Below are 25694 nucleotides of genomic sequence, written 5' to 3' on the forward strand. Positions count from 1 at the left end.
GAACGGGGTTTAGTATAGGTGAATAAAAATAGGTGGGAGAGGGGAAGCGGGTGCAGGCGGGCGGGGGTGCTTGCCCTGGGTGTTGCCCGGGGCCGCGCCAGGCGGCTTAGCTTCCCGTCGGCGGGCTGCCGAGTTTTCCCAGAACTACCTGCTTTACAAGCTTTGCAGGAATCCCGTTGCAACTGTGTGAATCTTTGCACTGGAAATCGTCCCTAAAACGGTCGTGATGGAACTAGGATGTAAGGTGCATCACTCACTGAACTGAAAGGAAAACTCGTGGTTCAGACTGCCCCTGCCTCGTTCTCGAAGGTGCTCGTCGCTAACCGCGGCGAGATTGCCGTGCGTGCCTTCCGTGCGGCCTTTGAGACCGGGGCTACCACCGTTGCTGTTTATCCCCGGGAGGATCGAAACTCCTTCCACCGGGCTTTCGCGGACGAGGCCGTGCGTATCGGCACCGAAGGCCAGCCGGTGAAGGCCTACCTGGATATTGAGGAGATCATCCGGGCGGCGAAGAAGTCCGGCGCGGACGCCGTCTACCCGGGCTACGGCTTCCTGTCCGAGCGCGCGGATCTAGCGCGGGCGTGCCAGGACGCCGGCATCAAATTTATCGGCCCGACCCCGGAGACGCTGGATCTGACCGGCGACAAGGCGGCCGCCGTGCACGCGGCCGAGGAGGCCGGGCTGCCGACCCTGAAGGACTCCGAGCCGTCCACCGACGTGGACCAGCTGGTTGCTTATGCCGATGACTTCCAGTTCCCGGTCTTCGTCAAGGCCGTGGCCGGCGGCGGCGGGCGCGGCATGCGCTTCGTCGAGACGCCGGGGAAGCTCAAGGAGAAGGCGGCGGAGGCCTCCCGCGAGGCGGAGGCGGCCTTCGGCGATGGCAGCGTCTACCTGGAGACCGCCGTCATTAACCCGCAGCACATCGAGGTCCAGATCCTGGCCGATTCCCAGGGCAACGTCATCCACCTCTTCGAGCGCGACTGCTCCGTGCAGCGCCGCCACCAGAAGGTCGTGGAGATCGCCCCGGCGCCGTTCCTGGACGCCGAGCTGCGCGACCGCATCTGCCAGGACGCGGTGAAGTTCTGCCGCCACATCAACTACGAGGGTGCCGGCACGGTCGAGTTCCTCGTCGACGAGCGTGGCAACCACGTCTTCATCGAGATGAACCCGCGCGTGCAGGTCGAGCACACCGTGACCGAGGAGGTCACCGGCGTGGACATCGTGAAGTCCCAGATGCAGATCGCCGCCGGCGCCAGCCTGGAGGACCTGGGCCTTAACCAGGAGGCCATCCACCTGACCGGCTCGGCGCTGCAGTGCCGCATCACCACCGAGGACCCGAACAACGGCTTCCGCCCGGACACGGGCACGCTGACGGCGTACCGCTCGCCGGGCGGCGCCGGCGTGCGCCTGGACGGCGCGACCGCGGTCGGCGCGGAGATCTCCCCGAACTTCGACTCCCTGCTGGTGAAGATGACCTGCCGCGGCAAGGACTTCCAGCAGGCGGTGGCGCGTGCCATCCGCGCGCTCAACGAGTTCACGGTCTCCGGGGTCTCCACCAACATCGGCTTCCTGCGCGCCCTGCTGCGGGAGCCGGACTTCACCGCGCACCGCATTGACACCGGCTTCATTGCCAACCACCCGGACCTGCTCAAGGCCCCGCCGGCCAGCGACGAGCCGGGCCGCATCCTGGACTACCTGGCCGAGACCACCGTCAACCGCCCCAACGGCGAGCGCCCGACACCGCTGCGCCCCTTCGACAAGCTGCCGGAGCGCTCCCACCGCGACTCCGAGCTGCCGCGCGGCTCCCGCGACGAGCTGCGCGAGCTGGGCCCGAAGGGCTTCGCCGAGAAGCTGCGCGCCCAGGACGCCCTGGCAGTCACGGACACCACCTTCCGCGACGCGCACCAGTCGCTGCTGGCCACCCGCGTGCGCGGCACCACCCTGGTCTCCGCCGCCGAGCACGTCGCGCGCCTGACCCCGAACCTGTACTCCGTGGAGGCCTGGGGCGGGGCGACCTTCGACGTGGCCATGCGCTTCCTCCACGAGGACCCCTGGGTCCGCCTGGACATGCTGCGCGAGGCCATGCCGAACGTCAACATCCAGATGCTGCTGCGCGGCCGCAACACCGTCGGCTACACCCCGTACCCGGACAAGGTCTGCCACTCCTTCGTGGAGGAAGCCGCCCGCTCCGGCGTGGACGTATTCCGCATCTTCGACGCCCTGAACGACGTCAGCCAGATGCGCCCGGCTATCGATGCCGTCCTCGAGACCGGCACCACCGTCGCCGAGGTCGCCATGGCCTACTCCGGGGACATGACCTCGCCGAAGGAAGACATCTACACGCTGGACTACTACCTGCGCCTGGCCGAGCAGATCGTCGAATCCGGCGCCCACGTGCTGGCCATCAAGGACATGGCCGGCCTGCTGCGCCCGGAGGCGGCCAGCAAGCTGGTCATGGCCCTGCGCAAGAACTTCGACCTGCCGGTGCACGTGCACACCCACGACACCGCGGGCGGCCAGCTGGCCACCTACTACGCGGCGGCCCTGTCCGGCGCCGACGCCGTCGATGGCGCCTCGGCCCCGCTGGCGGGCACCACCTCGCAGCCGTCCCTGTCCGCCATCGTCGCGGCCCTGGCGAACACCAAGCGGGACACCGGCATCGACCTGCAGGCCGTCTCCGACCTGGAGCCCTACTGGGAGGCCGTGCGCCAGGTCTACGCCCCGTTTGAGAACGGCATCCCGGGCCCGACGGGCCGGGTCTACAAGCACGAGATCCCGGGCGGCCAGCTGTCCAACCTGCGCGCCCAGGCCTCCGCGCTGGGCCTGGCCGACCGCTTCGAGGTCATCGAGGACACCTACGCCGCCGTCAACGAGATGCTGGGCCGGCCGACCAAGGTCACCCCGTCCTCGAAGGTCGTGGGCGACCTGGCGCTGCACCTGGTGGGCGCCGGCGTGGACCCGGCGGACTTTGCCAAGGAGCCGACCAAGTACGACATCCCGGACTCCGTCATCGCCTTCCTGCGCGGCGAGCTGGGCACCCCGTCCAGCGGCTGGCCGCCGCTGCGCGACAAGATCCTCTCCGGCCGCGCGGGCGAGAAGGAGGGGCCGCAGATTTCTGAGGTCCCGGCCGATCAGGCCCGCCACCTGGACTCGGAGGATTTCACCGAGCGCCGCGAGGCCCTCAACCACCTGCTCTTCCCGAAGCAGTTCGAGGAGTTCAAGGAGTTCCGCCGCCAGTACGGCAACACCGAGGCGCTCAACGATGCCGAGTTCTTCTACGGCCTGACCGAGGGCGAGGAGAAGATCGTCCACTTCTTCCCGGAAAACAGCACGGAGCGCGAGTCGCTTAACGCCATGGTCGTGCGGCTGGACGCGGTCGGCGAGCCGGATGAGAAGGGCATGCGCTCGGTCATCCTCAACGTCAACGGCCAGATCCGCCCGATGAAGGTGCGCGACCACTCCGCCGAGTCCACCGTCGCGACGGTGGAGAAAGCCGACTCGGCCAACCCGGGCCACGTGGCCGCCCCGTTCGCGGGCGTGGTCAACCCGACCGTCAAGGTCGGCGACGAGGTCGAAGAGGGCGATCAGGTCGCCGTCATCGAGGCCATGAAGATGGAGGCGTCCATTTCCGCCACCCAGTCCGGCACGGTGGAGCGCCTGGCCATCGGCCAGGCCACCAAGGTCGAGGGCGGCGACCTCATCGTGGTGGTCAGCTAGCTTAAGAAGCTAGAAGTAGTAAATCATGGTCCCCGGTTCGCCGCCGGGGACCTCCAGCGGGGTGAAACCGGCGGCATCGTAGAGCCGGCGGGCCCGCTCGTTGCGAGGATCGACCCACAGGGAGACGGCCGGCGCGGTCTGCTCCCGGGCGAGATCCACGACGTTGCGCAGCAGGCGCTTGCCCAGGCCTAGGCCGGCGTAGCGCCGCTCGACGGCGATGCACAGTTCGGGGATGTCTTCCGGGTCGAATTCCGTGGCCCACTGGCTGTCATCGTGGGGATCGGCGTCCGGGCGGCCGGTGTAGGCCACGCCCTTGTGCTCGCCTGTGAAGTAGCGCAGCCAGGCCCCGCCGGCCGGGACCTCGTACTCGGAGATGGCGATGACCCCGCCGTCCACGCGCGGGGACCATTCGCCCACGTAGGGGCCGATGTCGCGCAGGTGTTCCTCGCCCAGCGCGGCCGTCTCGTCACCGAGCACGTCGGTCAGGTAGAACAGGCGCGACAGGTAGGTGCGGTCATCATCCTGGGCCAGCCGCAGCCTGATCCCCGTGTCGTTGACGTCGGGGTGCAGCGGGGTGCGGTGCTCAGAAGGGGAGTGGGCATTATCAGTCATGCCCACCAGCCTAGCTACTTGATCTCCAGCATGGGGTTGCCCTTGTTGATCTGGGCGCCGGTCTCCACGGCCAGGCCCGTGACCACGCCGGCCTTGTGGGCCTTGACCGGGTTTTCCATCTTCATGGCCTCCAGCACGATGAGGACGTCGCCCTCGGCGACCTCCTGGCCCTCCTCGACGGCGACCTTGATGACGGTGCCCTGCATGGGCGCGACCACGGCGTCGCCGGACACGGCCGCCTTGGAGCCGCCGCCGCGGCGCTTCTTGGACTTCTTCTTCGGCGCCCCCGCGCCGGCGCCCAGCACCAGATCGCCCGGCAGGGCCACCTCGACGCGGCGGCCGTTGACCTCCACGACGTACTTCTGGGCCGGCAGGGCCTCGGCGTCCTCGGCCTCGGCGTCCGGATCCTGGTAGGCCGGCAGGTCACCGGACCACTCCTCCTCGATCCACTTGGTGTAGACGTCGAAGGACTCGCCGTCGCCGCGGAAGGCGGGATCGGCCACGATGGCCTGGTGGAAGGGGATGACCGTCGGCAGGCCGGTGACGGTGAATTCTCCCAGGGCGCGGGCGGAGCGCTGCAGGGCGGTCTCGCGGTCCGGGCCCCAGACGATGAGCTTGCCCAGCATGGAGTCGAACTGGCCGCCGATGACGCTGCCGGCGCGCACGCCGGAGTCCACGCGCACGCCCGGGCCGGTCGGCTCGCGGTAATCCACCACGGTGCCCGGGGCCGGCATGAAGCCGGCGGCGGCGTCCTCGCCGTTGATGCGGAACTCGAAGGCGTGGCCGCGCGGGGTCGGGTCCTCGCTAAAGGGCAGCTTTTCGCCCTGGGCGATGCGGAACTGCTCGCGCACCAGGTCCAGGCCGGTGGTCTCCTCGGAGACCGGGTGCTCGACCTGCAGGCGGGTGTTGACCTCGAGGAAGGAGATGAGCCCGTCGGATCCGACCAGGTATTCCACGGTGCCGGCGCCGTAGTAGCCGGCCTCGCGGCAGATGCGCTTGGCCGAGTCGTGGATGGTGGCGCGCTGCTCGTCGGTCAGGAAGGGGGCCGGCGCCTCCTCGACCAGCTTCTGGAAGCGGCGCTGCAGGGAGCAGTCGCGGGTGCCGACCACCACGACGTTGCCGTGCATGTCGGCCAGGACCTGGGCCTCGACGTGGCGGGCCTTGTCCAGGTAGCGCTCCACGAAGCACTCGCCGCGGCCGAAGGCGGTCACGGCCTCGCGGGTGGCGGACTCGAAAAGCTCCGGGATCTCCTCGTGCGTGTAGGCGACCTTCATGCCGCGGCCGCCGCCGCCGAAGGCCGCCTTGATGGCCACCGGCAGGCCGTGCTCCTGGGCGAAGGCCTCGACCTCCGCGGACTCGGCCACCGGGTCCTTGGTGCCCGGAGCCATGGGGGCGTCGGCCCGCTCCGCGATGCGCCGGGCGGTGACCTTGTCGCCCAGGGCCGCGATGGCCTCCGGGGAGGGGCCGATCCAGATGAGGCCGGCGTCGAGGACGGCCTGGGCGAAGTCGGCGTTCTCGGACAGGAAGCCGTAGCCCGGGTGGATGGCGTCGGCGCCGGACTTGGCGGCGGCGTCGAGGATCTTGTCGAAGACCAAATAGGACTCGGCAGAGGTGGTCCCGCCCAGCGCGAAGGCCTCGTCGGCAAGCTCGACGAAGGGGGCGGTGGCATCGGGCTCGGCGTAGACCGCTACGGAGCTGATGCCGGCATCGCGCGCAGCGCGGATGACGCGAACTGCGATCTCACCACGGTTGGCGATGAGCACCTTGGTGATCTTCTTTTGTTCAACTGCCACAGCAGGAATCCTCCTGAAAAACTAGTATTGGATCGCTTACTATTCTTGCACATCAAAACATGAGAAAACCGTCAGGTTCTAAAAATTATGCAAAAAATAATCCCGTACCAGGTTAGATACGGGAATTTCTCCGGCGTGTTACACCCAGCTCGGCTTAGACACTAGGATTCTAGCGCTCGATGGGCATTCGAACCATATTGCCCCACTCGGCCCAGGAGCCGTCGTAGGTGCGGACGTTCTCGACTCCCAGCAGGAATTTGAGGACGAACCAGGTGTGCGCGGCCTGCGCGCCGACGTGCGAATAGAGGATGGTGGGATCCCCGGCATTCAGGTTGCCGTAGTTGACCCGCAGCTCCTCCAGGGAGCGGAAGGTGCCGTTCGGGTACATCGCGCGGTCCCACTCCAGGTTGGTCGCGCCCGGGATGTGGCCGTGGCGGATGGTGGTCCCGTAGGCGGAGTTGCCCTGCGGGGAGGCGCTGGTCGGCTGGCCGGCGAATTCCTCGGGGCTGCGGGTGTCCACAATGACGGCGTCGGTGGAGCGCAGCTCGTCGACGAAGACGCGATGCGGGGCGTCGTCGCGCTCGACGGCCGGGTAGTCGGAGGCCGCGAATTCCGGCACGGCGAAGGAGGTGTCGCGCTCCTCGGCCATCCAGGCGTCGCGCCCGCCGTCGAGCAGCCGCGTGTCCGGGTGTCCGTAGAGCTCGAAGACCCACAGGGCGTAGGCGGCCCACCAGTTGGACTTGTCGCCGTAGAAGACCACGGTGTCCTCGCGGCTGATGCCCTTGTCCTGCATGAGCTGCTGGAAGGCCGCGCCGTCGATGATGTCGCGGGTGGTAGGGTCCATCAGTTCCTTCTGGAAGTTGATGCGGCTGGCGGTGGGGATGTGCCCGATGTCGTAGAGCAGGGAGTCTTCATCGACCTCGATGACGCGCAGGCCTTTGACCCCCAGCCGGGCGGACAGCCACGGCGCGGAGACCAAGCGGCCGGGGTGCGCGAAGTCCTGGAAGGGCGGGTGCGGGTCGAATTCGGTCATGCTCTTTGAAACCTTTCTTCGGGGGTGCGGTGCGCGCCGTGCGCTGGGTAAAGGGGGCTTCACGGCGCGGTCCGAAAAGTGTTGACCCAGGCGCCGGGGCTGGGGCCGGCGGGGCTGAGTCACGGTTGAATCTGCGTATAACTTTTACTGCCACATACTTTACCGCGCGGAAAACGATTGGTCACTTCCCCGCGACGGGTGTGGTATTTAATACATTCCTGCGCCCGCCGATGCCCCTTCCCCGGGCCCTGCGCCGCCCCGCCGGGGCGCTGGTTATAACAAGTGTGCTGGTAGGGTGCACGCGCGCTTTCCGCCCGGCCTGATCAACCCCCAAAAACCCCGCTTAAAGGTGGGATAGAGGGGGTAATTCCCGGCGCGCGCGGCGGCGGGAAGTCCGATAAATTAAAGGGTGTGGGAGCCGCTAGAAATCCGGTGCCCCAGACGTGACCGATGCCCCCTTTCCCGAAAGGTTTCACCCATGCACAAAGCCATCGTCGTCTTCGAAGTTGAAGGCGGATCCGACAAGCAGTTCAACGGCCACCGCAAGGACACCATGCCCATCGTCGAGTCTCTGCAGGAGGCCGGCTGGCACTCCGAGGTCGTCTACTTCCGCCCGGAGTGGTCCGAGGATCTCTTCGACTACGTCTCCAACAACTTCGACGCCTACATCTCCCGCGTGAACCCGGGCAACATCCCGGGCGGGGAGAAGGGCTACTTCGATCTCCTGACCAAGCTGTCCGAGGCCGGCCTGGTGGGCATGTCCACCCCGGAGGAGATGATGGCCTACGGCGCCAAGGACGCCCTGGTCAAGCTGAATCAGACCGACCTGGTCCCGGAGGACACCCAGGCCTACTACGACGTCGAGAGCTTCCACGAGACCTTCCCGCAGACCCTGTCCTACGGCGAGCGCGTCCTCAAGCAGAACCGCGGGTCCACCGGCTCCGGCATCTGGCGCGTGCAGCTCAAGGACAAGGAGCTGGCCGCCAGTGTTGAGCCGGGCACCACGCTGCCGCTGGATACCGAGCTCAAGTGCACCGAGGCCGTGGACAACCACACCGAGGAGCGCCAGCTGGGCGAGTTCATGGACTTCTGCGACCAGTACATCGAGGGCGATAACGGCATGCTGGTGGACATGCGCTTCATGCCGCGCATCGTCGAGGGCGAAATCCGCATCCTCCTGGTCGGCGTGGAGCCGGTCTTCGTGGTCCACAAGAAGCCGGCCGAGGGCGGCGACAACTTCTCCGCCACGCTGTTCTCCGGCGCGAAGTACACCTACGACTCCCCGGAGTCCTGGCAGGATCTGGTCGACATGTTCGCCGAGGTCCGCCCGGTCATCGCGGAGAAGCTCGGCGGCGACAACATCCCGCTGATCTGGACCGCCGACTTCATGCTCGCCGACGGCGAGAACGGCGAGGACACCTACGTCCTGGGCGAAATCAACTGCTCCTGCGTGGGCTTCACCTCCGAGCTGGACATGGGCATCCAGCAGAAGGTGGCCGCCGAGGCCATCTCCCGCGTCGAGGCCAAGCACGGCGCCGCCTAAGACCGGCCAACAACCACCGGCAACGATAAACCGCCCCGGGGCTAAATCAGCCTCCCGGGGCGGTTTTTAGTGTCTAAGCCAGCCTAGCTAGTCCAGCAGGGCAGCGACCGACTCCGGGTCGGCATCGCTAAGCATCTGGCGCAGGCGGTCGTACTCGTCCTGCTCGCCGATGGCCTGGGCCGCGTGCGCCAGGGCCGCGATGGCGCGCAGCACGCCCTGGTTCGGCTCGTGGGAATAGGGGACTGGGCCCCAGCCCTTCCAGCCGTTGCCGCGCAGGCGGTCCAGGCTGCGGTGGTAGCCGGTGCGCGCGTAGGCGTAGGCGGTGATATACGCGGTCGGCAGGGCCTCGTCGGAGCGCAGCCGGGCCAGCTCCTGCTCGGCCAGGGTGGCCCACAGCAGCGGCGAGTCGGGGTGCTCGACGATGCCGGCGGACAGGTCCTGCGTGGACTCCGCACCGGGATCCGCCGGCAGCTTGATCGGGTTAGGGGCAAGCATGTCTTTCATCTCCATGGCATGCCAGTATAGTCGCGCCCACCCGGTCCTGTCGGCGGCGTTTTAGGGGGCCCAACGCTAGTCCCAGAAAAGGCTAGTCCCAGAAATCCGCCACGCGCAGGCCGAAGGAGTACAGCGCCCGGCGCACCACCGGCAGGGACAGGCCGATAACGGAGGAGGGATCGCCCTCGATGCCGTCGATGAACCAGCCGCCCAGGGCCTCCAGGGTGAACGCGCCGGCGCATTCGAGCGGCTCGCCGGTTGCGGCGTAGGCGTCGATGTCGGCCTCCTCGGCCGCGGCGAAGTGGACCGCCGTGCTGGCGGTCTCCACGAATTCCTCCCCGCTGAAGATAACGCAGTGCCCGGTCAAAAGGTGTGCGGTGCGCCCGGCCTGGGCGCGCCAGCGCTCCACGGTGGCCGCGCGGGTGTGCGGCTTGCCCTGCAGCTGCCCGTCCAGCAGGAGCATGCTGTCGCCGCCGATGATGACGTCGCCGGCGTAGTCCGCGGCGTGTTCGGTGGCCACGGCCTGGGCCTTGGCGCGCGCCAGGGCGGCGACGACCTCGGCGGGGGAGGCGTCCGGCAGGCCTGCCCGGATGGCCTCCTCGTCCACCCCGGCGGGGGCCAGCACCGGGTCAATCCCGCCGGATCGCAGGATGCCGGCCCGTGACGGCGACTGGGAGGCCAGGACGATGCGCGGCCGGCGCGCCGCGGCGGCGTTGTTAGCAGCGGGCATCGTTAGTAGTAACGCACGTTGCGGAAGGCGTTCGGGTTGTATTCCACCCGGCCCGGCAGGCCGCGCCGGCCGTAGTCGCGTGCGCCCCACAGGTTGCGCTCGCCCGTGCCGGCGCCGGCGGCGGCCGCGCGGGCCTGGGCGGCGAGCTGGGTGAACACGGCGGTCAGGGCCGCGATCTCGGTGTCGCTGGGCTGGCCCTTGACTACTTGGAACAGGGGCTTGGATTCGGACACTGCTGCGGAGGCGGTATCGGTCACTGCGGGTGGCTCCTCACGGTGGGTGGTAACTGGCACGGGCGGGGCGGGCGTTAGAGCGTTATATTACCGTGCTTTTTCATGGAGGGTTGGGAAATCTTGCGCTCGAGCAGGCGCAGCCCCTCGACCAGGTGGCCGCGGGTGGTGGCCGGCTCGATAACGGCGTCGACCAGCCCGCGCTCGGCCGCGGCGTAGGGGTGCAAGAACTGCTCGGCCAGCTCCGCTTCCTGCTCGGGCGTGGCCGCGTCCCCGTAGATGGCGCGGGCGGCCTGGGAGGCCTGGGTGACCGCGATCTGGGCGGTGGGCCAGGCATAAGCCAGGTCGGCGCCCAGGTCCTTGGATCCCATGAAGACGTAGGCCGGGCCGATGGCCTTGCGGGTGATGATTGTCAGCTTGCCGACGCTGGCCTCGGCGAAGGCGAAGGCCAGCTTGTTGGCGCGGCGCAGTAGGCCGGCCTGCTCCTCGGCCGGCTGAGGCAGGAAGCCGGGCGAGTCGACGAACTCGATGATGGGGGTATTAAAGGCGTCGCAGGTGCGGATGAACCGGGCCGCCTTGTCGCAGGCCGCCCCGTCCAGGGTGCCGGCCAGGGCCAGCGGCTGGTTGGCCACTAACCCCACGGCGCGGCCCTCGATGCGCGCGAAGCCGGTCACGACGTTGCCGGCGAAGTCGGCCTGGATTTCGAAGAAGGAATCCGGATCCACCACGGCCGCGATGACCTCGGTGATGTCGAAGGCGCCGGTCTCCTCGTCGGGCACGATGGAATCCAGGGCGCGGGCGGTCTCGTCGACGTTGTCCGCGATGGATCCATGGGAGATCTCCGCGTCCGTGCGCGGGGCCTCGGCGCGGTTGTTGACCGGTAGGTAGGCCAGGGCGGTGCGCGCCAAGTCCAGGGCCTGGGCGTCGGTCTCCGCGATGAGGTGGGCGGTGCCGTTGGTGGCCAGGGCGTCCGCGCTACCGAGCTCCTCGGCGGTCGTCTCGGCGCCGGCGACCTCCTGGACCACGGCCGGGGCCGCCTGGTGCAGGGCGCCGCCGCGGGCCACGATGACCAGATCGGCCAGGGCCGGGGCGAAGGCGGCCATGCCCTCGTTGTCGCCGACCACGACGGCCACCTGCGGGATGAGGCCGGAGGCGCGCGTGACGGCGGCCATGATGCGCGCATGCATGCTCAGGCTGACGATGCCCTCCTGCACGCGCGGGCCCGCCGACTCGTGGATGCCCACCATGGGCACGCCGGTCTTCAGCGCCAGGTCGTAGAGCTTGCAGATCTTTTCCCCGGTGACCTCGCCCAGGGTGCCCTCGAAGACGGTGGCGTCCTGGCTGAAGACGCAGACGCGGCGGCCGTCGATGGTGCCGTAGCCGGTCACCACGCCGTCGGTGTAGGGGCGGTCGTGCTCGCGCCCGAAGTCGGTGGAGCGGTGGCGGGCCAGGGCGTCCGTCTCGACGAAAGATCCCTCGTCCAGCAGGTCGAGCACCCGCTGGCGGGCGTCGGTCGAGCCCTCAGCGCCGGTGGGCTGGCGGGACTCGCTCAGGCGGTTGTCCAGATCGGTGATCTTGCCGGCAGTCGTTTTCAGATCCGGTTTATCTGTCATAATCGCTTAGTCTACAACCTCTAAAAATAAAACAAACTCGCAGCCTGTGGTCTGCGGGCGGCGCCGAAGGTATCCTCGGCCCCTCCGGCTGCCTGGGTCCTCCCTTTTAGTCGGCGCCCGCCCCGTTTCTGTTAACACCTCGTGGCACCTCGACGACGTCCCTCCGGCACTGCGCCGGCATCCAACCAACATGGCGGCGACACCCAAGGGGCACCGCGCTGGCCTCCAAGCGGCACCGCTCCGACACATCTAAAAGACACCGTAGGGACAGCTTTCAGGCAGCTTTTTGTCATGGCATTGAAGCGGAAACGTTATTCGGGATCCATGGTGACCCATGTCATAATGGGGGCTATCCAGGAGTCTTGACGAGTCTAGGAGTGGCAATGTCCACCATGTGAGGAATACTAACCACCGGTATCGCCGGCGCCGTGTTTGCGCTGGCCGGATGCTCGGGCCTGAACGCAGACAAAGCCGATAATGAATCCGCCCCCGCCAGCGAGGCCCCCGTGGCTTCCGTCGCGGAGACCGACCCGGTCACTGCCAACGAACAGAAAGGCCAGGGACAGCAAGACCACGCCTCCCCGAGCGGCGAGGACGCCAACGGCGCCAACAACGCTGCGGGGGAGGCGGCCGTCACCGTCACCGGCGCGACGGCCTCATCGCCCTACCACATCATGCTCTTCCACCAGGGCGAATACCTGGGCACCGCGACCGTGGAGCCCTACGGCTTCGCCCCGGAGATTACCCGGGCCTCGGGCCGACAGGTGGATGTCACCTACCGCTGGCCGCAGGACGGCGACGCTAACGCCAACCCGACGGGCAGCTCGTTCGCGTCCTTTGCCTGGAACCCGGTAGCGGAAGAAATTGAGATGGCCGGCAACGTGCCGCCGGCCTAAAACAGGACCCCTTCCAGCAGTCCCCGCAACCGCCGCAGCCCGTCCCAGCCAGGGGCGGGCTAGAGCGGCATGTTGCCGTGCTTGCGGCTGGGCCGCGGCACGGACTTGTCGGCGTAGAGCCGCAGGTTCTTGGCCACCATGGCGCGGGTCTCGGACGGCAGGATGACGGCATCGATAAGCCCGCGCTCGGCGGCCTTGTACGGGTTGAGCATGTGGTCTTCGTACTCGCGCTCGAAGGACTTGGCCAGGGCCTGCTCGTCGACGCCCTTCTCGCGGGCGGCCTTGAGCTCCTTGCGGTAGATGAATCCCACGGCGCCGGCCGCGCCCATGACGGCGATCTGGGCCGTCGGCCAGGCGAGGTTGACGTCCGCGCCCAAGCCCTTGGAACCCATGACGCAGTAGGCGCCGCCGTAGGCCTTGCGCATGGTCACCGTGATCTTCGGGACGGTGGCCTCGCCGTAGGCGTAGAGCAGCTTGGCGCCGTGGCGCAGGATGCCGTCGTGCTCCTGGGACGCGCCCGGCAGGAAGCCGGGGACGTCGACGAGCATGACGATCGGGATGTTGTAGGCGTCGCAGGTGCGCACGAAGCGGGCGGCCTTCTCGGAGGAGTCGATGTCCAGGCAGCCGGCGAAGACCTGCGGCTGGTTGGCCACGAACCCGACGGTCTGGCCCTCGATGCGCCCGAAGGCGATGACGACGTTCTCGGCGCGCTCGGCCTGGATCTCCAGGTACTCGGCGTCGTCGGTCAGAGCGGCGATGACGTCCTTGACGTCGTAGGGCTGGGTGGGCGAGTCCGGGATGATTTCGTCCAGAGCCAGGTCGTCGACGCTGGTCTCGGTGACCGGCTCGAAGGGCTCGACGGGGCTGCGCTGCTGGTTGTTGGACGGCAGGTAGCCCAGCAGGTCGTGGACCCAGTCGAGGGCCTCCTCGTCGGTGGCGGCGGTGTAGTGGGAGTTGCCGGCGGAGACCATGTGGACGCCGGCGCCGCCGAGCTCCTCCTGCGTGATTTCCTCGCCCGTGACGGTCTTGATGACGTCGGGGCCGGTGACGAACATCTTGGACTTCTTGTCCACCATGACCACGAAGTCGGTCAGGGCGGGGGAGTAGGCGTTGCCGCCGGCGCAGGCGCCCATGATGACGGAAATCTGGGGCACGACGCCGGAGGCCTTGACGTTTTGGTAGAAGGTCTGGGCGATCCAGTCGAGGGAGACCGCCCCGTCCTGGATGCGCGCGCCCGCGCCCTCGTAGAGGCCGATGAGCGGGCGGCCGGTGGTCACGGCCAGCTCCATGATTTTGACCATCTTCTCGCCGTAGACCTCGCCCAGGGCGCCGCCGAAGACGGTGCCGTCCTGGCTGAAAATGCACACCTCGCGCCCGTCGATGGTGCCCCAGCCGGTAACGATGCCGTCCGTGGTCGGCCGCTTGGCATCCATCCCGAAGTCGGTGGTGCGGTGCTTGGCCAGCATGTCGGTCTCGACGAAGGATCCCTCGTCCAGCAGGTAGTTCAAGCGCTCGCGGGCGGTCAGGCGCTCCTGGGAGTGCACCTTCTCGAAGGCCTTCTGGCCCAGGGGTGCCTCGGCCTCGGCGCGGCGGCGTTTGAGCTCGGCGATCTTGCCGGCGGTGGTGTTGGCGTCGTTCAAGCTGTCTAGTTCCGTCAAATGTGAGGAAATGGTCATGTTCAGGGATGGTAGTGCGAAAAGTCCCCTCCATTCTAGACCCAACCGGCGGTAATTTTGCATGAGAAACCAAATCCGCAGCTCGCGCGTCAAATATGAGATTGTCCTCACGTTTCTTCCGGGTGCCCGGGCTGCCCCCATTAGGGGGAACTCGCCGCTGCCAATGTCGCTGCCGATGTCACCCCGCCGCTGGCCCAGCCCGCCGCCGGGGCGCTCCGGTTCAGCACGTGGTTTCCGCCTGCCCTTGCGCAGGAGCTTCCGGGAAGCTTAAAATCTCCGTATAGTTCAGTGAAGGGGTCTTGGGCCGCACTCTCAAGACAAGGAACCCTTATAGTGCACGCACCCAAGGCGTTAAACGTAGGGAAGAAGGGCTGGGCACGAGCAGCCGTCGCCATCGTCGCGGCGGCACTGGTCCCGCTGGTGGCCAGCCCCGCAGTTCCGGCACGGGCTGTTCCGCCCATGCCGCAGGGCTACCCTATTGCCAACCTCTACAAGTCCTGCGATGCCGCCGGCAAGAACAACCCGGAGCCCGAGTGGCGCTTCGGGGAGACCGGGCGTCGCTACCTCAGCGACGGCACGCTCCAATTCACCAACACCACCGATCAGGAAGTTCCCTACACCGCCGAGGTGGAAACGGGCACCAACCACGAGATCGATGCCAACTCCAAGGCCAAGCTGCCCAACGGTTGGAACACGACCGCCAAGTCCGACATCGGCCTGAAGATGACCAACGGCTGGCGCGACACCGAAACCTTCGGCCCGGTCAAGCTGGCCCCGGGCGAGTCCCTCCGCGTCGAGTACGGCGTCATTGAAAAAGACTTCATCTCCATGTTCGTCAGCTGCAACGACGGCCGCCTGGAAAACACCCCGGGCGCAAACGTCGTGCGCGGCACCGGCCCGGCTGAGCGCTACGCGTTTGCCTACATCATCCGGGCGGACGGCACCGTCTCCGATCTGGCCATGGAGATCCCCTCGCGATCCCCGGGCGCGAACAGCAAGCCCATCGACGGCACCTATACCTCCGTGTCTGGGCCCAGCCTGGAAAAGATCGCCGATCCGGCCCGCGACGAGGTCGTCGAACCGACCACCGAGCCGCAGCGCGAGGACGACTGGCCCAATGAGGGCGACGCCTGCGAGGCCGGCACCCGCACCTGGTACCCGCTGGACATCACCGCCGTCCAGCCGACCTACCGGAAGCCCGGCTATTCCACCGACTTCCTCAACTGGTCGAAGAAGGATTACGAGTACGCCCCGGTCACCGACTTCGTCGTCGGCGCGGAGCACCACCCGTACACCAACTGGCAGGGCAACCGCGGCGACATCCCGCGCGGCTGGCTCGAGTCCGTCGGCGCCGTCAAGCGCGCCTACATGCCGGTCGGCACGGAGCTGGGCCACGTGGACCTGGCCGCCGGGGAGCGCGTGCGCGTCGAGTACGGCACGACGATGACCCGCATCAACTACCGCGAAATCACCTGCGGCAAGGACGGCAAGTACAGCCTGACCTCGAACTACAAGCAGACCTCGGCGCCCAGCGGCTTCTGGGCCGAGGCCACCATCACCAGCCCGGGCGGGGCCAAGCGCACCGTCGACGTCACCCCGGACGAGTACCGGTCGCTGCCGGTGCCCACCCAGTCCACCTACTAACCCCAGGCCACCCAAAACCACATACTTCAAGGAGTTTCCTCATGCACGCATTCAACGCAATCTCTTCCCGCGCCCTCGCCGGCCTGACCGGCCTGGCCCTGGCCGGCGGCATCGTCGCCGCCGCGTCCGGCGCCCCGGCCGCCCAGGCCCTGCCGGCCCGCGACCTGGGCCCGGCCAACCCGACCGTCATCGGCGAGCAGTGCGCCAACCCGGGCGATACCGGCCAGACCGTCGACATCAAGCGCACCTACTTCGACGGCTCCGCCGGCACCTGGACCGTGTCCAACTACAACGATGAGCCGCTGCCAGTGACCCGCTCCATCAAGGAGACCAAGACCAAGACCTGGAACGTCTCTGCCGGCATCGACTTCAAGCTGCTGGATCTCATCAACATCAGCTTCTCCTCCAGCTACACCGACAGCCAGTCCTACGAGGTCGGTGAGCAGGTCGGCCCGTACGACATCGCCCCGGGCAAGACCGCGGTGCTCAAGGCCGGCTGGGTCGTCTCCGACTTCGAGGGCCAGAAGACCGTCTGCGGCTCCGACCACACCTGGCAGCCCAACGGCGGCAAGTTCACCGCCACCCTACCGAAGGAGCGCCACGTCCAGGTCTCCACCCGCGACAACACTGATTGGGGCGAGTAAGCATGGCGGGAAAGCGGCGCGCCGGACTCGCGGCGCTGTGCCTGCCGGTGGTGGTGGCGCTGGGCTACCCGGCATCGGCAGGTGCGGTCTCCCCGGCGGCGGATTTCGAGCTGCCGCAGCGCTGGAACGATGACTACGCCCCGGGATCGCACTGCGCGACGCCCGGTTTTATGGGCACCTACGTCTCCGCGCAGCGGCGTTGGTTCAAGCAGACCGATGCCACCAGCGTGGCCAACAACACCGACGGCCCGGTGCCGGTCAGCCACACCGTGACCCAGGCCCGCACCCAGACCATCGAGGTCGGCGCCGGGATCACCGGCGAGGGCGAGCTGGCCAAGGTGCTGACCCAGACCTACGGCTTCAACTACGTCTCCGAGCAGCACTGGAAGCTCAAGCAGAAGGTCGGCCCCTACACCCTGTCGCCGCAGTCGCAGGGCCAGCTGGTCTGGGGCTTTACGATGCTCGACGTCGACGCCCAGGACGTGCGCTGCAGCACCGACCAGGTCTGGGAGCCGACGGGCAAGCCCTACCAGGCCAGCGCCCCGGAGGCGAAGTACTCCGAGCTGCGGCTGGGCGATGCCCCAGACTGGGCCTAGCGCTAGCTCAGGTATTCGGCCGGCAGCCAGCTGTAGCCGTACGGCCCCAGGTCGACCGGTCCCAGATCCACCGGTTCGGCGGAGAAGTTGTGCAGGCACAGCAGGCCGCCGCGCTGGAAGCCCAGGACCACCTCGTGGCCCGTCTCGACGGGCTCAAACTCGGCCGTGCCCAGCTCGGGGTGGGCGTGCCGGGCGGCGATCATGCGGCGCACCGTGTGCAGCAGCGAGTCCTCGTTGTTGGCCTGCGCGGCCACGGAGGCCCCGCCGACCACGGCCCAGCGCTGCGGGGCGCGGGTGCTAAAGCCGGCGTGCTCGGTCTCGTCCCACTGCATCGGGGTGCGCACGGCGTGCCGGTCGGGCAGGGCCGGGTTGTCCAGCATTCCGATCTCGTCGCCGTAGTAAATAAACGGGGCGCCGGGCAGGGTGAACAGGAGCGAAAACATCAGCTCCACCTTGCGGCGGTCTCCGCCCATCAGCGGCATCAGCCGGCGGGCGATGCCTAGGTGGGCCCGCATGGCATCGTCCGGCAGGTAGGCCGCGTACATCTGATCGCGCACGGACTCGTCGACCATCTCCAGGGTCAGCTCGTCGTGGTTGCGCAGGAAGGTGCCCCACTGGCAGCTGGCGGGCAGGGATCCGAGATAGTCCATGATCTCATAGATCGGGGTGGCCGAGTTCAGTGCCAGCGCCTGGTAGAGGCGCGGCATGACGGGGAAGTTGAAGACCATGTGGAAGCGGTTGCCGTCACCGAAGAACTCGCGCGTTTCGGCCGGCGGCTGGTTGGCCTCGGCGATCATGACGGTGCCGGGGAATTCGGCATCGATAAGCGCGCGGATCTCCTCGATGAAGGCGATGGTCTCCGGCAGGGACTCGCCGCCCAGCCCGTCGCGCTCGTAGAGGTAGGGGATGGCGTCCAGGCGGAAGCCGTCGATGCCCTTGTCCAGCCAGAAGCGGATGACGTTTTTGACCTCTTCGCGCACGGCCGGGTTGTCGTAGTTGAGATCCGGCTGGTGGGAGTAGAAGCGGTGGAAGTAGTACTGCTCGCGCACCGGGTCCCAGGCCCAGTTGGACTCCTCGACGTCGGTGAAGATGATGCGGATTTCCGAGTAGCGGTTCGGATCGTCGCCCCAGACGTAGTAGTCGCCGTAGGGGCCTTCCGGGTCCTGCCGGGAGGCCTGGAACCAGCGGTGATCGGAGGAGGTGTGGTTCAGCGCCAGGTCGGTGATGATGCGCATGCCGCGGGCGTGGATGGCGGCGATGAGCTCCTCGACGTCTTCCATGCTGCCGTAGACCGGGTTGACCTCGTAATAGTCGGCGATGTCGTAGCCGTCGTCGCGCAGCGGGGAGGCGTAAAACGGCGGCAGCCACAGGCAATCAATGCCCAGCCACTGCAGGTAGTCCAGCTTCTCCGTCACGCCGCTGAGCGTGCCGATGCCCTCGCCCTTGCCGTCCTTAAAGGCGTGCACCAGGGCTTGATAGAAAACGGCGTTGTGGTACCAGCTCATGCTCGGTCTTTCTGTTGGGGAAGGGTGTTTCGGGGCGCGGTGTTGTGGGGCGCCGTGTTTTGGGCCGCGGTGTGCGGCTGGGTGCTCGGTCCGGTCCGGGCCAGGTGCGCGCGCTTGGCGCGGTAGATCCCGTACAGGGCCAGGCACAAGACCCCGGCTAGGAGGCCGGGCCAGATCGCCGGTTCGGGGCGGAAGAGGTTGACCACGGCCTGGAGGATAGCCAAGGCGGCGAAGAAGCCGCAAAACCCTAAGGCCGTGTCCCAGAGGAGGGAGTGGCGCATGCGGCCGCCTAGCCCTTGACCCCGCCGGCGGTCAGGCCGGCCACGATCCGGTGCTGGAAGATCAGGACCATGATGATGAGCGGGATGGTCACCAGGGCGCCGGCAGCCATGGTGGCCGCGTAGGGGTACTCGAAGGCCGAGGGCCCGGAGAAGCGCGCGATGGCCACGGTGACCGGCTCGGTGTCGGTGGAGGAGAGCTGGCGGGCCAGCATGAACTCGTTCCAGGTGGTGATGAACGCGATGATGGCCGTGGTGAACAGGGCCGGGGCGGCCAGGGGCAGCAAGATCATGCGGAAGGCCTGCGCCTTGGTGGCGCCGTCGACGCGGGCGGCCTCCTCCAACTCCCAGGGCAGCTGCCTAAAGAAGCTGAGCAGGGTGTAGATGGTCAGCGGGAGGGCGAAGGAGATGTTCGGGATGATCATGGCCCGGTAGGTGCCAATCCAGTCCAGGTCGCCGAAGAGCTGGAAGAGCGGGGTGACCAGCGCGATGGCCGGGAACATGGAGGCCGCCAGGATGACGCCGGTGACGATGCCCTTGCCCGGGAAATCGTAGCGCGCCAGGGCGTAGGCGGTGAACGCGCCCACCAGCACGGCCAGGGCGGTGGTGACCAGGGAGATGACCAGCGAGTTGGTCAGGGCCCCGAGGAAGTCGTTGCCCTTGTCGGTGGCCAGGGCGTCCCGGAAGTTGTCCAGGGTCAGGTGGGTCGGCCACGGGGTGGTGTCAAAGGTGTGGTCCTTGTGCCGCAGGGCGGTCACGACCATCCAGTAGAAGGGGGCCAGCCCCCAGAAGATGATGAAGAGGATGCCGGCGAAGTGGCCCACGGTTCCCCAGGAGATGCGCGATTTCATTACTTGGCCTCCTTCTTGGATTGGGCAGAGGCGGGTACGGCAGAGGCAGGCGCTGCCGACGCGGTGCTTGCCGATGCCGCTGCTTCCTCAGCCGCGGGCTCACCCGGGGCCTTCTTCCGGCCCCACGGCAGGTTTCGCCGTTTGCGGGGCTCCTCGGCGGTGCCCGCGATGTTGGCGCCCAGGAAGCGGATGAGGATGAAGGCGACGAAGAAGATGAGCAGGAAGATCAGGGTGGACAGCGCGGAGGCGGAGTTGAAGTTGCCCTGGCGCATGTCCTCGACGACCAGCTGGGAGATGGTGGCGGTCGGCGAGTTCGAGGAGCTGGAAATCATGATGACCGGCAGGTCGTACATGCGCAGCGCGTCGAGGGTGCGGAAGAGGATGGCCACCATCAGGGCCGGCCGGACCAGCGGCAGGGTGATGCGGGTAAAGATCTGCAGGCGGCTGGCGCCGTCCATGCGGGCGGCCTCGTAGACGTCCTTCGGGATCATCTGCAGGCCGGCGAGGATGAGCAGGGCCATGAACGGGGAGGTCTTCCACACGTCGGCGATGATGACGGCCAGCCGGGCGTAGAAGGGGTCGGTGGTCCAGGCGATGTCGGTGCCGAGCAGGGAGTTGACTACGCCCTGCGGGGCGAACATGAACTGCCACAGCTTGGCGGTCACGGCGGTGGGGATGGCCCAGGGGATGAGGACGGCGGCGCGCACGAAGCCGCGGCCGCGGTAGTTGCCGTTCATGATGAGCGCCATGGCCATGCCCAGGATGGTCTCGAGGGTCACGGTCACGACGGTAAAAAACAGCGTGATCTGCACGGCCGGCCAGAAGTCGGTCGCAATAACCCCGGGCGGGCAGGTGGCGGCCACGCCGGACGGCGACATGCACTGGTTGGTGATCCAGTACAGGTAGTTGTCCAGCCCGGCGAACTGGCCCTCGACGAAGAGCCCGGTGGTCGGGTCGAGCTGCCGGTTGCCCTTGAACGACAGGATGATGGCCCGGATGACGGGGTAGCCGATCACGATCGCCAGCACGATGATCGCGGGCGCGATGAGCCCGGCGGGCACCCAGGCCCGAGACTTGGGCGAGGGGCGGCGCCGTTGGGCGGTTTTCTCGGTCACGCGCTTGGCCTTTCTGATGTTTGCTCTACTGCTGCGAATTAACGCTGCGGCGAATCACCGCTGCTGTGCGGCGTGCAATGGTTTGCACTGAGGATGGCACTGATCATAACGCACGGCCCCGACGCAGCCTCGAAACTCGCCGTGTTCATACAAAAGCGAACGATGCCACCTCGCCGCACGGGAAGGGGCATCGTTCGCTAGGTTGGTGTCCGGCCGGGGCCGGGCGGGCCTGAGGCCTGGGAGGCTTAAGCCTGGGAGGTCTAGGCCTGGGAGGCAGACTCGATGGCGGCCTTCATGTCCTTGGTGGCATCGTCAACGCTCTTGCCGTCGGTGATGGCGGCGTAGGCGTTGTCCTGGATGGCCTTGGAGATGGCGGAGTAGAACGGGGAGACCGGACGCGGGGAGGCGGCCTCCAGGGACTCCTTCAGGGCCGGCAGGTACGGGAACTTCTCGATGAGCTCCGGGTCATCGTAGATGGAGGCCAGCACCGGCGGGAAGGAGGCCTCCGCGAAGGAGGTCTGGTTCTCCTCGTTGATGATGTACTCGATGAAGTCGCGGGCCGTGGCCTTGTACTCGGAGTTGATGTTGATGCCGTTGTTGTAGCCGCCCAGGGTGGACACGCCCACGCCGTCCTTGGCGACCAGAGGCTGGACCTCGAACTTGCCCTGGGTCTCTGGGGACTCCTCGGCGTTGGTGTACATGTACGGCCAGTTGATGGCGAAGGCCGACTTGCCCTCGGTGAACGCCAGGTTGGTCTCCTCCTCGGTGGCGGCGGTCGAATCCGGGGAGATGGTGCCGTCCTCGTAGGCGTCGACCAGGGCCTGCAGGCCCTCCTTGGCCTCGGCGGAGTCGACGGTGATGGTGCCGTCGTCGGCCAGGACCTTGCCGCCCCAGCCCTCGATGAAGCCGACGGTGTTGACGGTCAGGCCCTCGTACTGCTTGAGCTGGGTGGTCAGGCAGTCGGTGTCGTCCTTGAGCGCCTCGCAGGCGGACTTGACGTCGTCGAAGGTGGACACTTCCTCGGGGGCGAGCTCCGTGTTGCGGTAGAGCAGCTGGCCGTTGGTGTTCTGCGGCAGGGCGTAGAGGGTGTCGTTGTAGGTGGCGGACTCGACGGTGGCCGGCAGCAGGCCGTCGGTGTCGACGGCCAGGTCCTCGGTCAGCGGGGCGAGCCACTGGTTGGCGGCGAAGTCGGCGGTCCAGACGACGTCGAGGGCCATGACGTCGTAGTCGGAGTTGCCGGCCTGCAGGGACTGCACGAGGGTCTCCCGCTGGGCGTCGGCCTCACCGGCGAGCTCTTCGAGGGTGACTTTCTCCTCGGGGTGCTCCTCGTTCCACTTCTCGATGATGGGCTGGATCTTGTCCGTGTCGTTCTTGCCCATGGCGAAGGTGATGGGGCCACGGCCGTCGGTGTTCTCGGTGGCGGAACCGTCGGCGTTGGAGCTGCCGGAGTCGGAGCTGCAGGCGGTCAGCGCCAGGGCGAGGGCGGCGGTGCTGGCGATGACGCCGTTGCGCACGGTGCGCCGGGAAGGTGACTGCATCATAGTGATTTACCTTTCGGGAAACAGTAGGTGTATTTCAGGTTATATTCACCAACGTCCGGAAGAATAGTTTTTTGGGTTCTTGCCCCCACGCCGGGGGTAGTGGGCCCCGCGGCGCTCGCAGCCGCTGGGATCGCGGGCCCGGCGGCGCTCGCAGCCGCTGGGATCGCGGGCCCGGCGGGTATTGTTTGGGTTATGACTGAGCGAAACAATACTGAGCACAACGATGCCGTGCACCCCAGCAGTGATCTGGACCTGGACCGCATCCGCGCCGCGCTGTCCGGGCTTTACAGCACCGTCGACTACAAGGAACAGACGGGATCCACGAACACGGATCTGATGGGGGCTAACGATGTCGCCGACGGCACCGTCCTCCTCGCCAACGAGCAGGTCAGCGGCAAGGGACGCCTGGGCCGCAAGTGGGTCGCCCCGGCTGGCAAGCAGCTCATCTTCTCGGTCCTGCTGCTTCCGGATTCCCTCGAGCACCTGGGCACCCTGCCCCTGGCGGGCGGCCTGGCGGTGACCGACACCGTCGAGGGTTCCGTCCTGAAGTGGCCGAACGACGTCCACATCGACGGCAACAAGCTCTGCGGCATCCTCGCCGAAGCCGGCCCGGTCGGCGCCGCCTTCAAGTCGGGCGGATTTAAGACCGGCGAGTTCAAGGGCGGCGAGTTCAAATCGGGCAAGGCCACCGGCGAGTTCAAGTCCGGCGATGCTGAGATCAACAAGGCCGAGATCGACAAGGCCGAAATCAACAAGGCTGAGGTGGCCCCCAAGACCGAGGTCAACAAGGCAGAGGTCAACAAGGCCGAAATCAACAAGGCCGAGGTGGCCCCCAAGACCGAGGCCGGCGCCGCCCCGAGCGCCCGCGTCGTGCTGGGCATGGGCCTGAACGTCACCCTGACCCGGGAGGACCTGCCGATTGAGAAGGCGACATCGCTAGCGCTGGAGGGCCGCGACACGGACCGCACCCAGCTGGCGATTGACCTGCTGACCAACCTGCGCCGACGCATCGCGCAGTGGCAGAACCAGGACCCGCAGCTGATGCGGGACTACCGCGCGGTGTGCTCGTCGATTGGCCAGGAGGTGCGCTTGGAGGCGCCGACGGGTGATGTGGAGGGCATCGTCGAGGGCGTTGCCGACGACGGCCGCATCAACGTGGGCGGCGAGTACTACTCGGCCGGCGACGTGACCCACCTGCGGCCGCAGCGCTAGAAACCTCCACCGCCCTTCGCCGCCGATGCCATCCCAGGTAAGCTTTAGGGCGCTATGGGATATATGACGATGGGGCCCGGTGAGGCCAAGCGGGTCGACGTGACCGCGCCGTTCCGCACGCTCGTCTTCCCGCTGCTGGAGCTCATCCTGATTACGGGGGTGTGCTGGATAGCCATCGGCTGGCTGGACGCGCAGGGGGCGGACCTGCGCCTGCGCAACGCGCTGGTCGTGTTGTGGGGAGCGCTCAGCGTGTGGCGCTTCGTGCTGCCGGTGATCCGTTCGCGCCGGAAGCGCTTCATCGTCACGGACCGCCGCGTCATCGCCCGGGCGGCCCGCTTGGGCGGCCGGACGGATTCGATTCCCCTGCGCGACATCGTGGGCGCCCGGCGTCGCCGGGGCGGGATTTCGCTGGCGATCCGCGGCTACGACCAGACCCTGTATTTCCCGGACGTGCCGAAGACCAAGAAGGTCGAGGCTGCCATCGGGGATCAGCTGCGGGCGCTGCGATCGCCCATCTGGCGCTAGCGGCCCGCTACTAGCTAATTGGGGTACCGTCATGCCCGGTTTCCTGGGGTGACACGCGAGCCGCCGGCGCCGCGCTAGGATTGAAAACGTGAGTGAACAAGCTGGAAATCCCCAAGCCCATGCCCCCGGTATGCCAGTGGTCACCGTCATTGGTGACGGTCAGCTGGCGCGGATGATGCAGACCGCCGCCATCGAGTTGGGTCAATCGCTGCGCCTGCTGGCCGGCAGCCCTGATTCGTCGGCAGCGCAGGTCTGCGCCGACGTGGTGGTGGGCGACTACACCGATTACGACGACCTGTTGCGGGCCGTCGAGGGCGCGGACGCGGTCACCTTCGACCACGAGCACGTCCCGAACAAGCACCTGGAGGCCCTCATCGAGGCCGGTTACAACGTGCAGCCGGTGCCGTCCGCCCTGGTCAACGCCCAGGACAAGCTCGTCATGCGCCGCCGCCTGCGGGAGCTCGGCGCCCCGGTCCCGGAGTTCGCCGAAATCACCAGCACTGACGATGCCACCTCTTTCTGGGCCGCCACCTCCGGCCAGGTTTGCTTGAAGGCCCGCCGCGGCGGCTACGACGGCAAGGGCGTCTGGTTCCCCTCCACCGAGGAGGAGCTGGTCAACCTGGTCAGCGAGCTCCTCGATGCCGGCACCCCGCTGATGGCGGAGAAGAAGGTCGCCCTGACCCGCGAGCTGTCCGCCCTGGTGGCACGCACCCCGTCGGGGCAGACCGCTTCCTGGCCGATCACCGAGTCGGTCCAGCGCGACGGCATCTGCTCCGAGGCGGTCGCCCCGGCCCCCGGGCTGAGCTCCGCCCTCGAGTCCCGCGCCTCCCAACTGGGCGTCCTGGTCGCCGAGTCACTCGGCGTCACCGGCGTCCTTGCGGTCGAGCTCTTCGCCTTCACCAACGATGCCGGCGAGGAAGACATCGCCATCAACGAACTGGCGATGCGCCCCCACAACACCGGCCACTGGACCCAGGATGGCTGCGTGACCTCCCAGTTCGAGCAGCACCTGCGGGCCGTCCTCGATTACCCGCTCGGGTCGACCACCCCGACCGCCCCGGTCACCGTCATGGCCAACGTCCTGGGCGCCGAGGAGGATCCGGAGATGCCGATCGCCCAGCGCGCCGTCGAGGTCCACCGCCGCTTCCCGCAGGCCAAGATCCACCTCTACGGCAAGGGCCACCGCCCGGGCCGCAAGATTGGCCACGTCAACCTGACCGGCCAGGACGCGGAGCAGACCCGGCACGAGGCCCGCCTGGCGGCCGGCTTCCTGGTCAACGCCCGCTGGGACGACTAGGCCACCGGGGCCCGGCAGCTTCTTTCGGGCCCCGCGCACCTTCACCCCGGCCTTCAGGCCCCGCGTACCTTTGCCCCGGCCTTCAGAACCTGGCCCCAGGATCCAGGCCCCAGGATCCAGAACCCAGCACCCAGAACCCAAAACTCAC

The 25694-nt window shown here is 67.5% G+C and carries 22 protein-coding genes; 9 read left to right on the top strand and 13 right to left on the bottom strand.

Features of this window, described 5'->3' with window-relative positions; genetic code table 11:
- Positions 1–276 precede the first annotated feature (276 nt).
- Positions 277–3717 carry a pyruvate carboxylase gene (locus VVR85_RS06295; protein WP_368520093.1) on the top strand — a complete coding sequence of 1147 codons (3441 nt, stop codon included), beginning with the start codon at positions 277–279 and terminating at the stop codon, positions 3715–3717.
- Between the two features lie 9 nt (positions 3718–3726).
- Here VVR85_RS06295 and VVR85_RS06300 read toward each other — a convergent pair whose 3' ends face one another.
- The 3 genes from VVR85_RS06300 to VVR85_RS06310 form a co-directional block, all read right to left on the bottom strand.
- Entirely contained in the window at positions 3727–4329 is a 603-nt protein-coding gene (locus VVR85_RS06300) for a GNAT family N-acetyltransferase (protein WP_368520094.1), read from the bottom strand.
- A gap of 14 nt (positions 4330–4343) precedes the next feature.
- Positions 4344–6122, bottom strand: coding sequence for a biotin carboxylase N-terminal domain-containing protein (locus VVR85_RS06305; RefSeq protein WP_368520095.1), 1779 nt, complete (start codon positions 6120–6122; stop codon positions 4344–4346).
- 169 nt (positions 6123–6291) lie between these two features.
- Positions 6292–7155, bottom strand: coding sequence for a sulfurtransferase (locus VVR85_RS06310; RefSeq protein ID WP_368520096.1), 864 nt, complete (start codon positions 7153–7155; stop codon positions 6292–6294).
- A 478-nt stretch (positions 7156–7633) separates the two neighbouring features.
- Between VVR85_RS06310 and VVR85_RS06315 the strand changes: the two genes are divergently transcribed.
- Positions 7634–8698 (top strand): Cj0069 family protein, encoded by a 1065-nt coding sequence (locus VVR85_RS06315; protein ID WP_368520097.1) that lies wholly within the window; start codon positions 7634–7636, stop codon positions 8696–8698.
- Positions 8699–8785: 87 nt separating this feature from the next.
- Here the strand turns inward: VVR85_RS06315 and VVR85_RS06320 are convergent, their stop codons facing one another.
- The 4 genes from VVR85_RS06320 to VVR85_RS06335 all read right to left on the bottom strand — a co-directional run bounded on the left by VVR85_RS06320 (position 8786) and on the right by VVR85_RS06335 (position 11766).
- Positions 8786–9208: a DUF3151 domain-containing protein gene (locus tag VVR85_RS06320; RefSeq protein WP_368520098.1), complete on the bottom strand. Its 423-nt coding sequence runs from the start codon at positions 9206–9208 to the stop codon at positions 8786–8788.
- Between the two features lie 76 nt (positions 9209–9284).
- The gene (locus tag VVR85_RS06325; protein ID WP_368520099.1) at positions 9285–9923 is read right to left on the bottom strand and encodes a nucleoside triphosphate pyrophosphatase; all 639 of its coding nucleotides are present in this window, start codon (positions 9921–9923) and stop codon (positions 9285–9287) included.
- A 2-nt stretch (positions 9924–9925) separates the two neighbouring features.
- Positions 9926–10180 carry an acyl-CoA carboxylase subunit epsilon gene (locus VVR85_RS06330; RefSeq protein WP_368520100.1) on the bottom strand — a complete coding sequence of 85 codons (255 nt, stop codon included), beginning with the start codon at positions 10178–10180 and terminating at the stop codon, positions 9926–9928.
- 50 nt (positions 10181–10230) lie between these two features.
- On the bottom strand, positions 10231–11766 hold the full coding sequence (locus VVR85_RS06335; RefSeq protein WP_368520101.1) for an acyl-CoA carboxylase subunit beta: 1536 nt from the start codon (positions 11764–11766) through the stop codon (positions 10231–10233).
- A gap of 506 nt (positions 11767–12272) precedes the next feature.
- Between VVR85_RS06335 and VVR85_RS06340 the strand changes: the two genes are divergently transcribed.
- On the top strand, positions 12273–12662 hold the full coding sequence (locus tag VVR85_RS06340) for an LppP/LprE family lipoprotein (RefSeq protein WP_368520102.1): 390 nt from the start codon (positions 12273–12275) through the stop codon (positions 12660–12662).
- Between the two features lie 59 nt (positions 12663–12721).
- Here VVR85_RS06340 and VVR85_RS06345 read toward each other — a convergent pair whose 3' ends face one another.
- The gene (locus VVR85_RS06345) at positions 12722–14338 is read right to left on the bottom strand and encodes an acyl-CoA carboxylase subunit beta (RefSeq protein ID WP_368520103.1); all 1617 of its coding nucleotides are present in this window, start codon (positions 14336–14338) and stop codon (positions 12722–12724) included.
- A gap of 459 nt (positions 14339–14797) precedes the next feature.
- Between VVR85_RS06345 and VVR85_RS06350 the strand changes: the two genes are divergently transcribed.
- Genes VVR85_RS06350 through VVR85_RS06360 form a run of 3 tightly spaced genes read left to right on the top strand, consistent with a single transcriptional unit; the run spans position 14798 to position 17222 of the window.
- Entirely contained in the window at positions 14798–15982 is a 1185-nt protein-coding gene (locus tag VVR85_RS06350) for a hypothetical protein (RefSeq protein ID WP_409338188.1), read from the top strand.
- Positions 15983–16023: 41 nt separating this feature from the next.
- Positions 16024–16626 carry a hypothetical protein gene (locus VVR85_RS06355; RefSeq protein ID WP_368520104.1) on the top strand — a complete coding sequence of 201 codons (603 nt, stop codon included), beginning with the start codon at positions 16024–16026 and terminating at the stop codon, positions 16624–16626.
- Positions 16627–16628: 2 nt separating this feature from the next.
- A complete protein-coding gene (locus VVR85_RS06360; RefSeq protein ID WP_368520105.1) occupies positions 16629–17222 on the top strand; it encodes a hypothetical protein in 594 nt (197 codons plus the stop codon).
- Between the two features lie 2 nt (positions 17223–17224).
- On the opposite strand, the gene treS is transcribed toward VVR85_RS06360, so the two are convergent.
- The 5 genes from treS to VVR85_RS06385 form a co-directional block, all read right to left on the bottom strand.
- Positions 17225–18727, bottom strand: coding sequence for a maltose alpha-D-glucosyltransferase (treS, locus tag VVR85_RS06365; protein ID WP_368520106.1), 1503 nt, complete (start codon positions 18725–18727; stop codon positions 17225–17227).
- Entirely contained in the window at positions 18724–19008 is a 285-nt protein-coding gene (locus tag VVR85_RS06370) for a hypothetical protein (protein WP_368520246.1), read from the bottom strand. Before VVR85_RS06370 ends, treS begins: the two co-directional genes overlap by 4 nt.
- An 8-nt stretch (positions 19009–19016) precedes the next feature.
- Complete coding sequence (locus tag VVR85_RS06375) at positions 19017–19856, bottom strand: carbohydrate ABC transporter permease (protein ID WP_368520107.1); 840 nt, start codon at positions 19854–19856, stop codon at positions 19017–19019.
- Positions 19856–20917: a carbohydrate ABC transporter permease gene (locus VVR85_RS06380; RefSeq protein WP_368520233.1), complete on the bottom strand. Its 1062-nt coding sequence runs from the start codon at positions 20915–20917 to the stop codon at positions 19856–19858. Before VVR85_RS06380 ends, VVR85_RS06375 begins: the two co-directional genes overlap by 1 nt.
- A 314-nt stretch (positions 20918–21231) precedes the next feature.
- Positions 21232–22509, bottom strand: a complete 1278-nt coding sequence (locus tag VVR85_RS06385; RefSeq protein WP_368520234.1) for an ABC transporter substrate-binding protein — start codon at positions 22507–22509, stop codon at positions 21232–21234.
- Positions 22510–22704: 195 nt separating this feature from the next.
- Here VVR85_RS06385 and VVR85_RS06390 point away from each other — a divergent pair, with 195 nt between their 5' ends.
- The 3 genes from VVR85_RS06390 to VVR85_RS06400 all read left to right on the top strand — a co-directional run bounded on the left by VVR85_RS06390 (position 22705) and on the right by VVR85_RS06400 (position 25546).
- On the top strand, positions 22705–23724 hold the full coding sequence (locus tag VVR85_RS06390; protein WP_368520108.1) for a biotin--[acetyl-CoA-carboxylase] ligase: 1020 nt from the start codon (positions 22705–22707) through the stop codon (positions 23722–23724).
- A gap of 54 nt (positions 23725–23778) precedes the next feature.
- On the top strand, positions 23779–24249 hold the full coding sequence (locus VVR85_RS06395; protein WP_368520109.1) for a hypothetical protein: 471 nt from the start codon (positions 23779–23781) through the stop codon (positions 24247–24249).
- A gap of 88 nt (positions 24250–24337) precedes the next feature.
- Complete coding sequence (locus VVR85_RS06400) at positions 24338–25546, top strand: 5-(carboxyamino)imidazole ribonucleotide synthase (RefSeq protein WP_368520110.1); 1209 nt, start codon at positions 24338–24340, stop codon at positions 25544–25546.
- Positions 25547–25694: the final 148 nt, after the last annotated feature.

It is taken from the genome of Corynebacterium sp. LK2590 (assembly GCF_040946105.1).
GTDB lineage: Bacteria > Actinomycetota > Actinomycetes > Mycobacteriales > Mycobacteriaceae > Corynebacterium.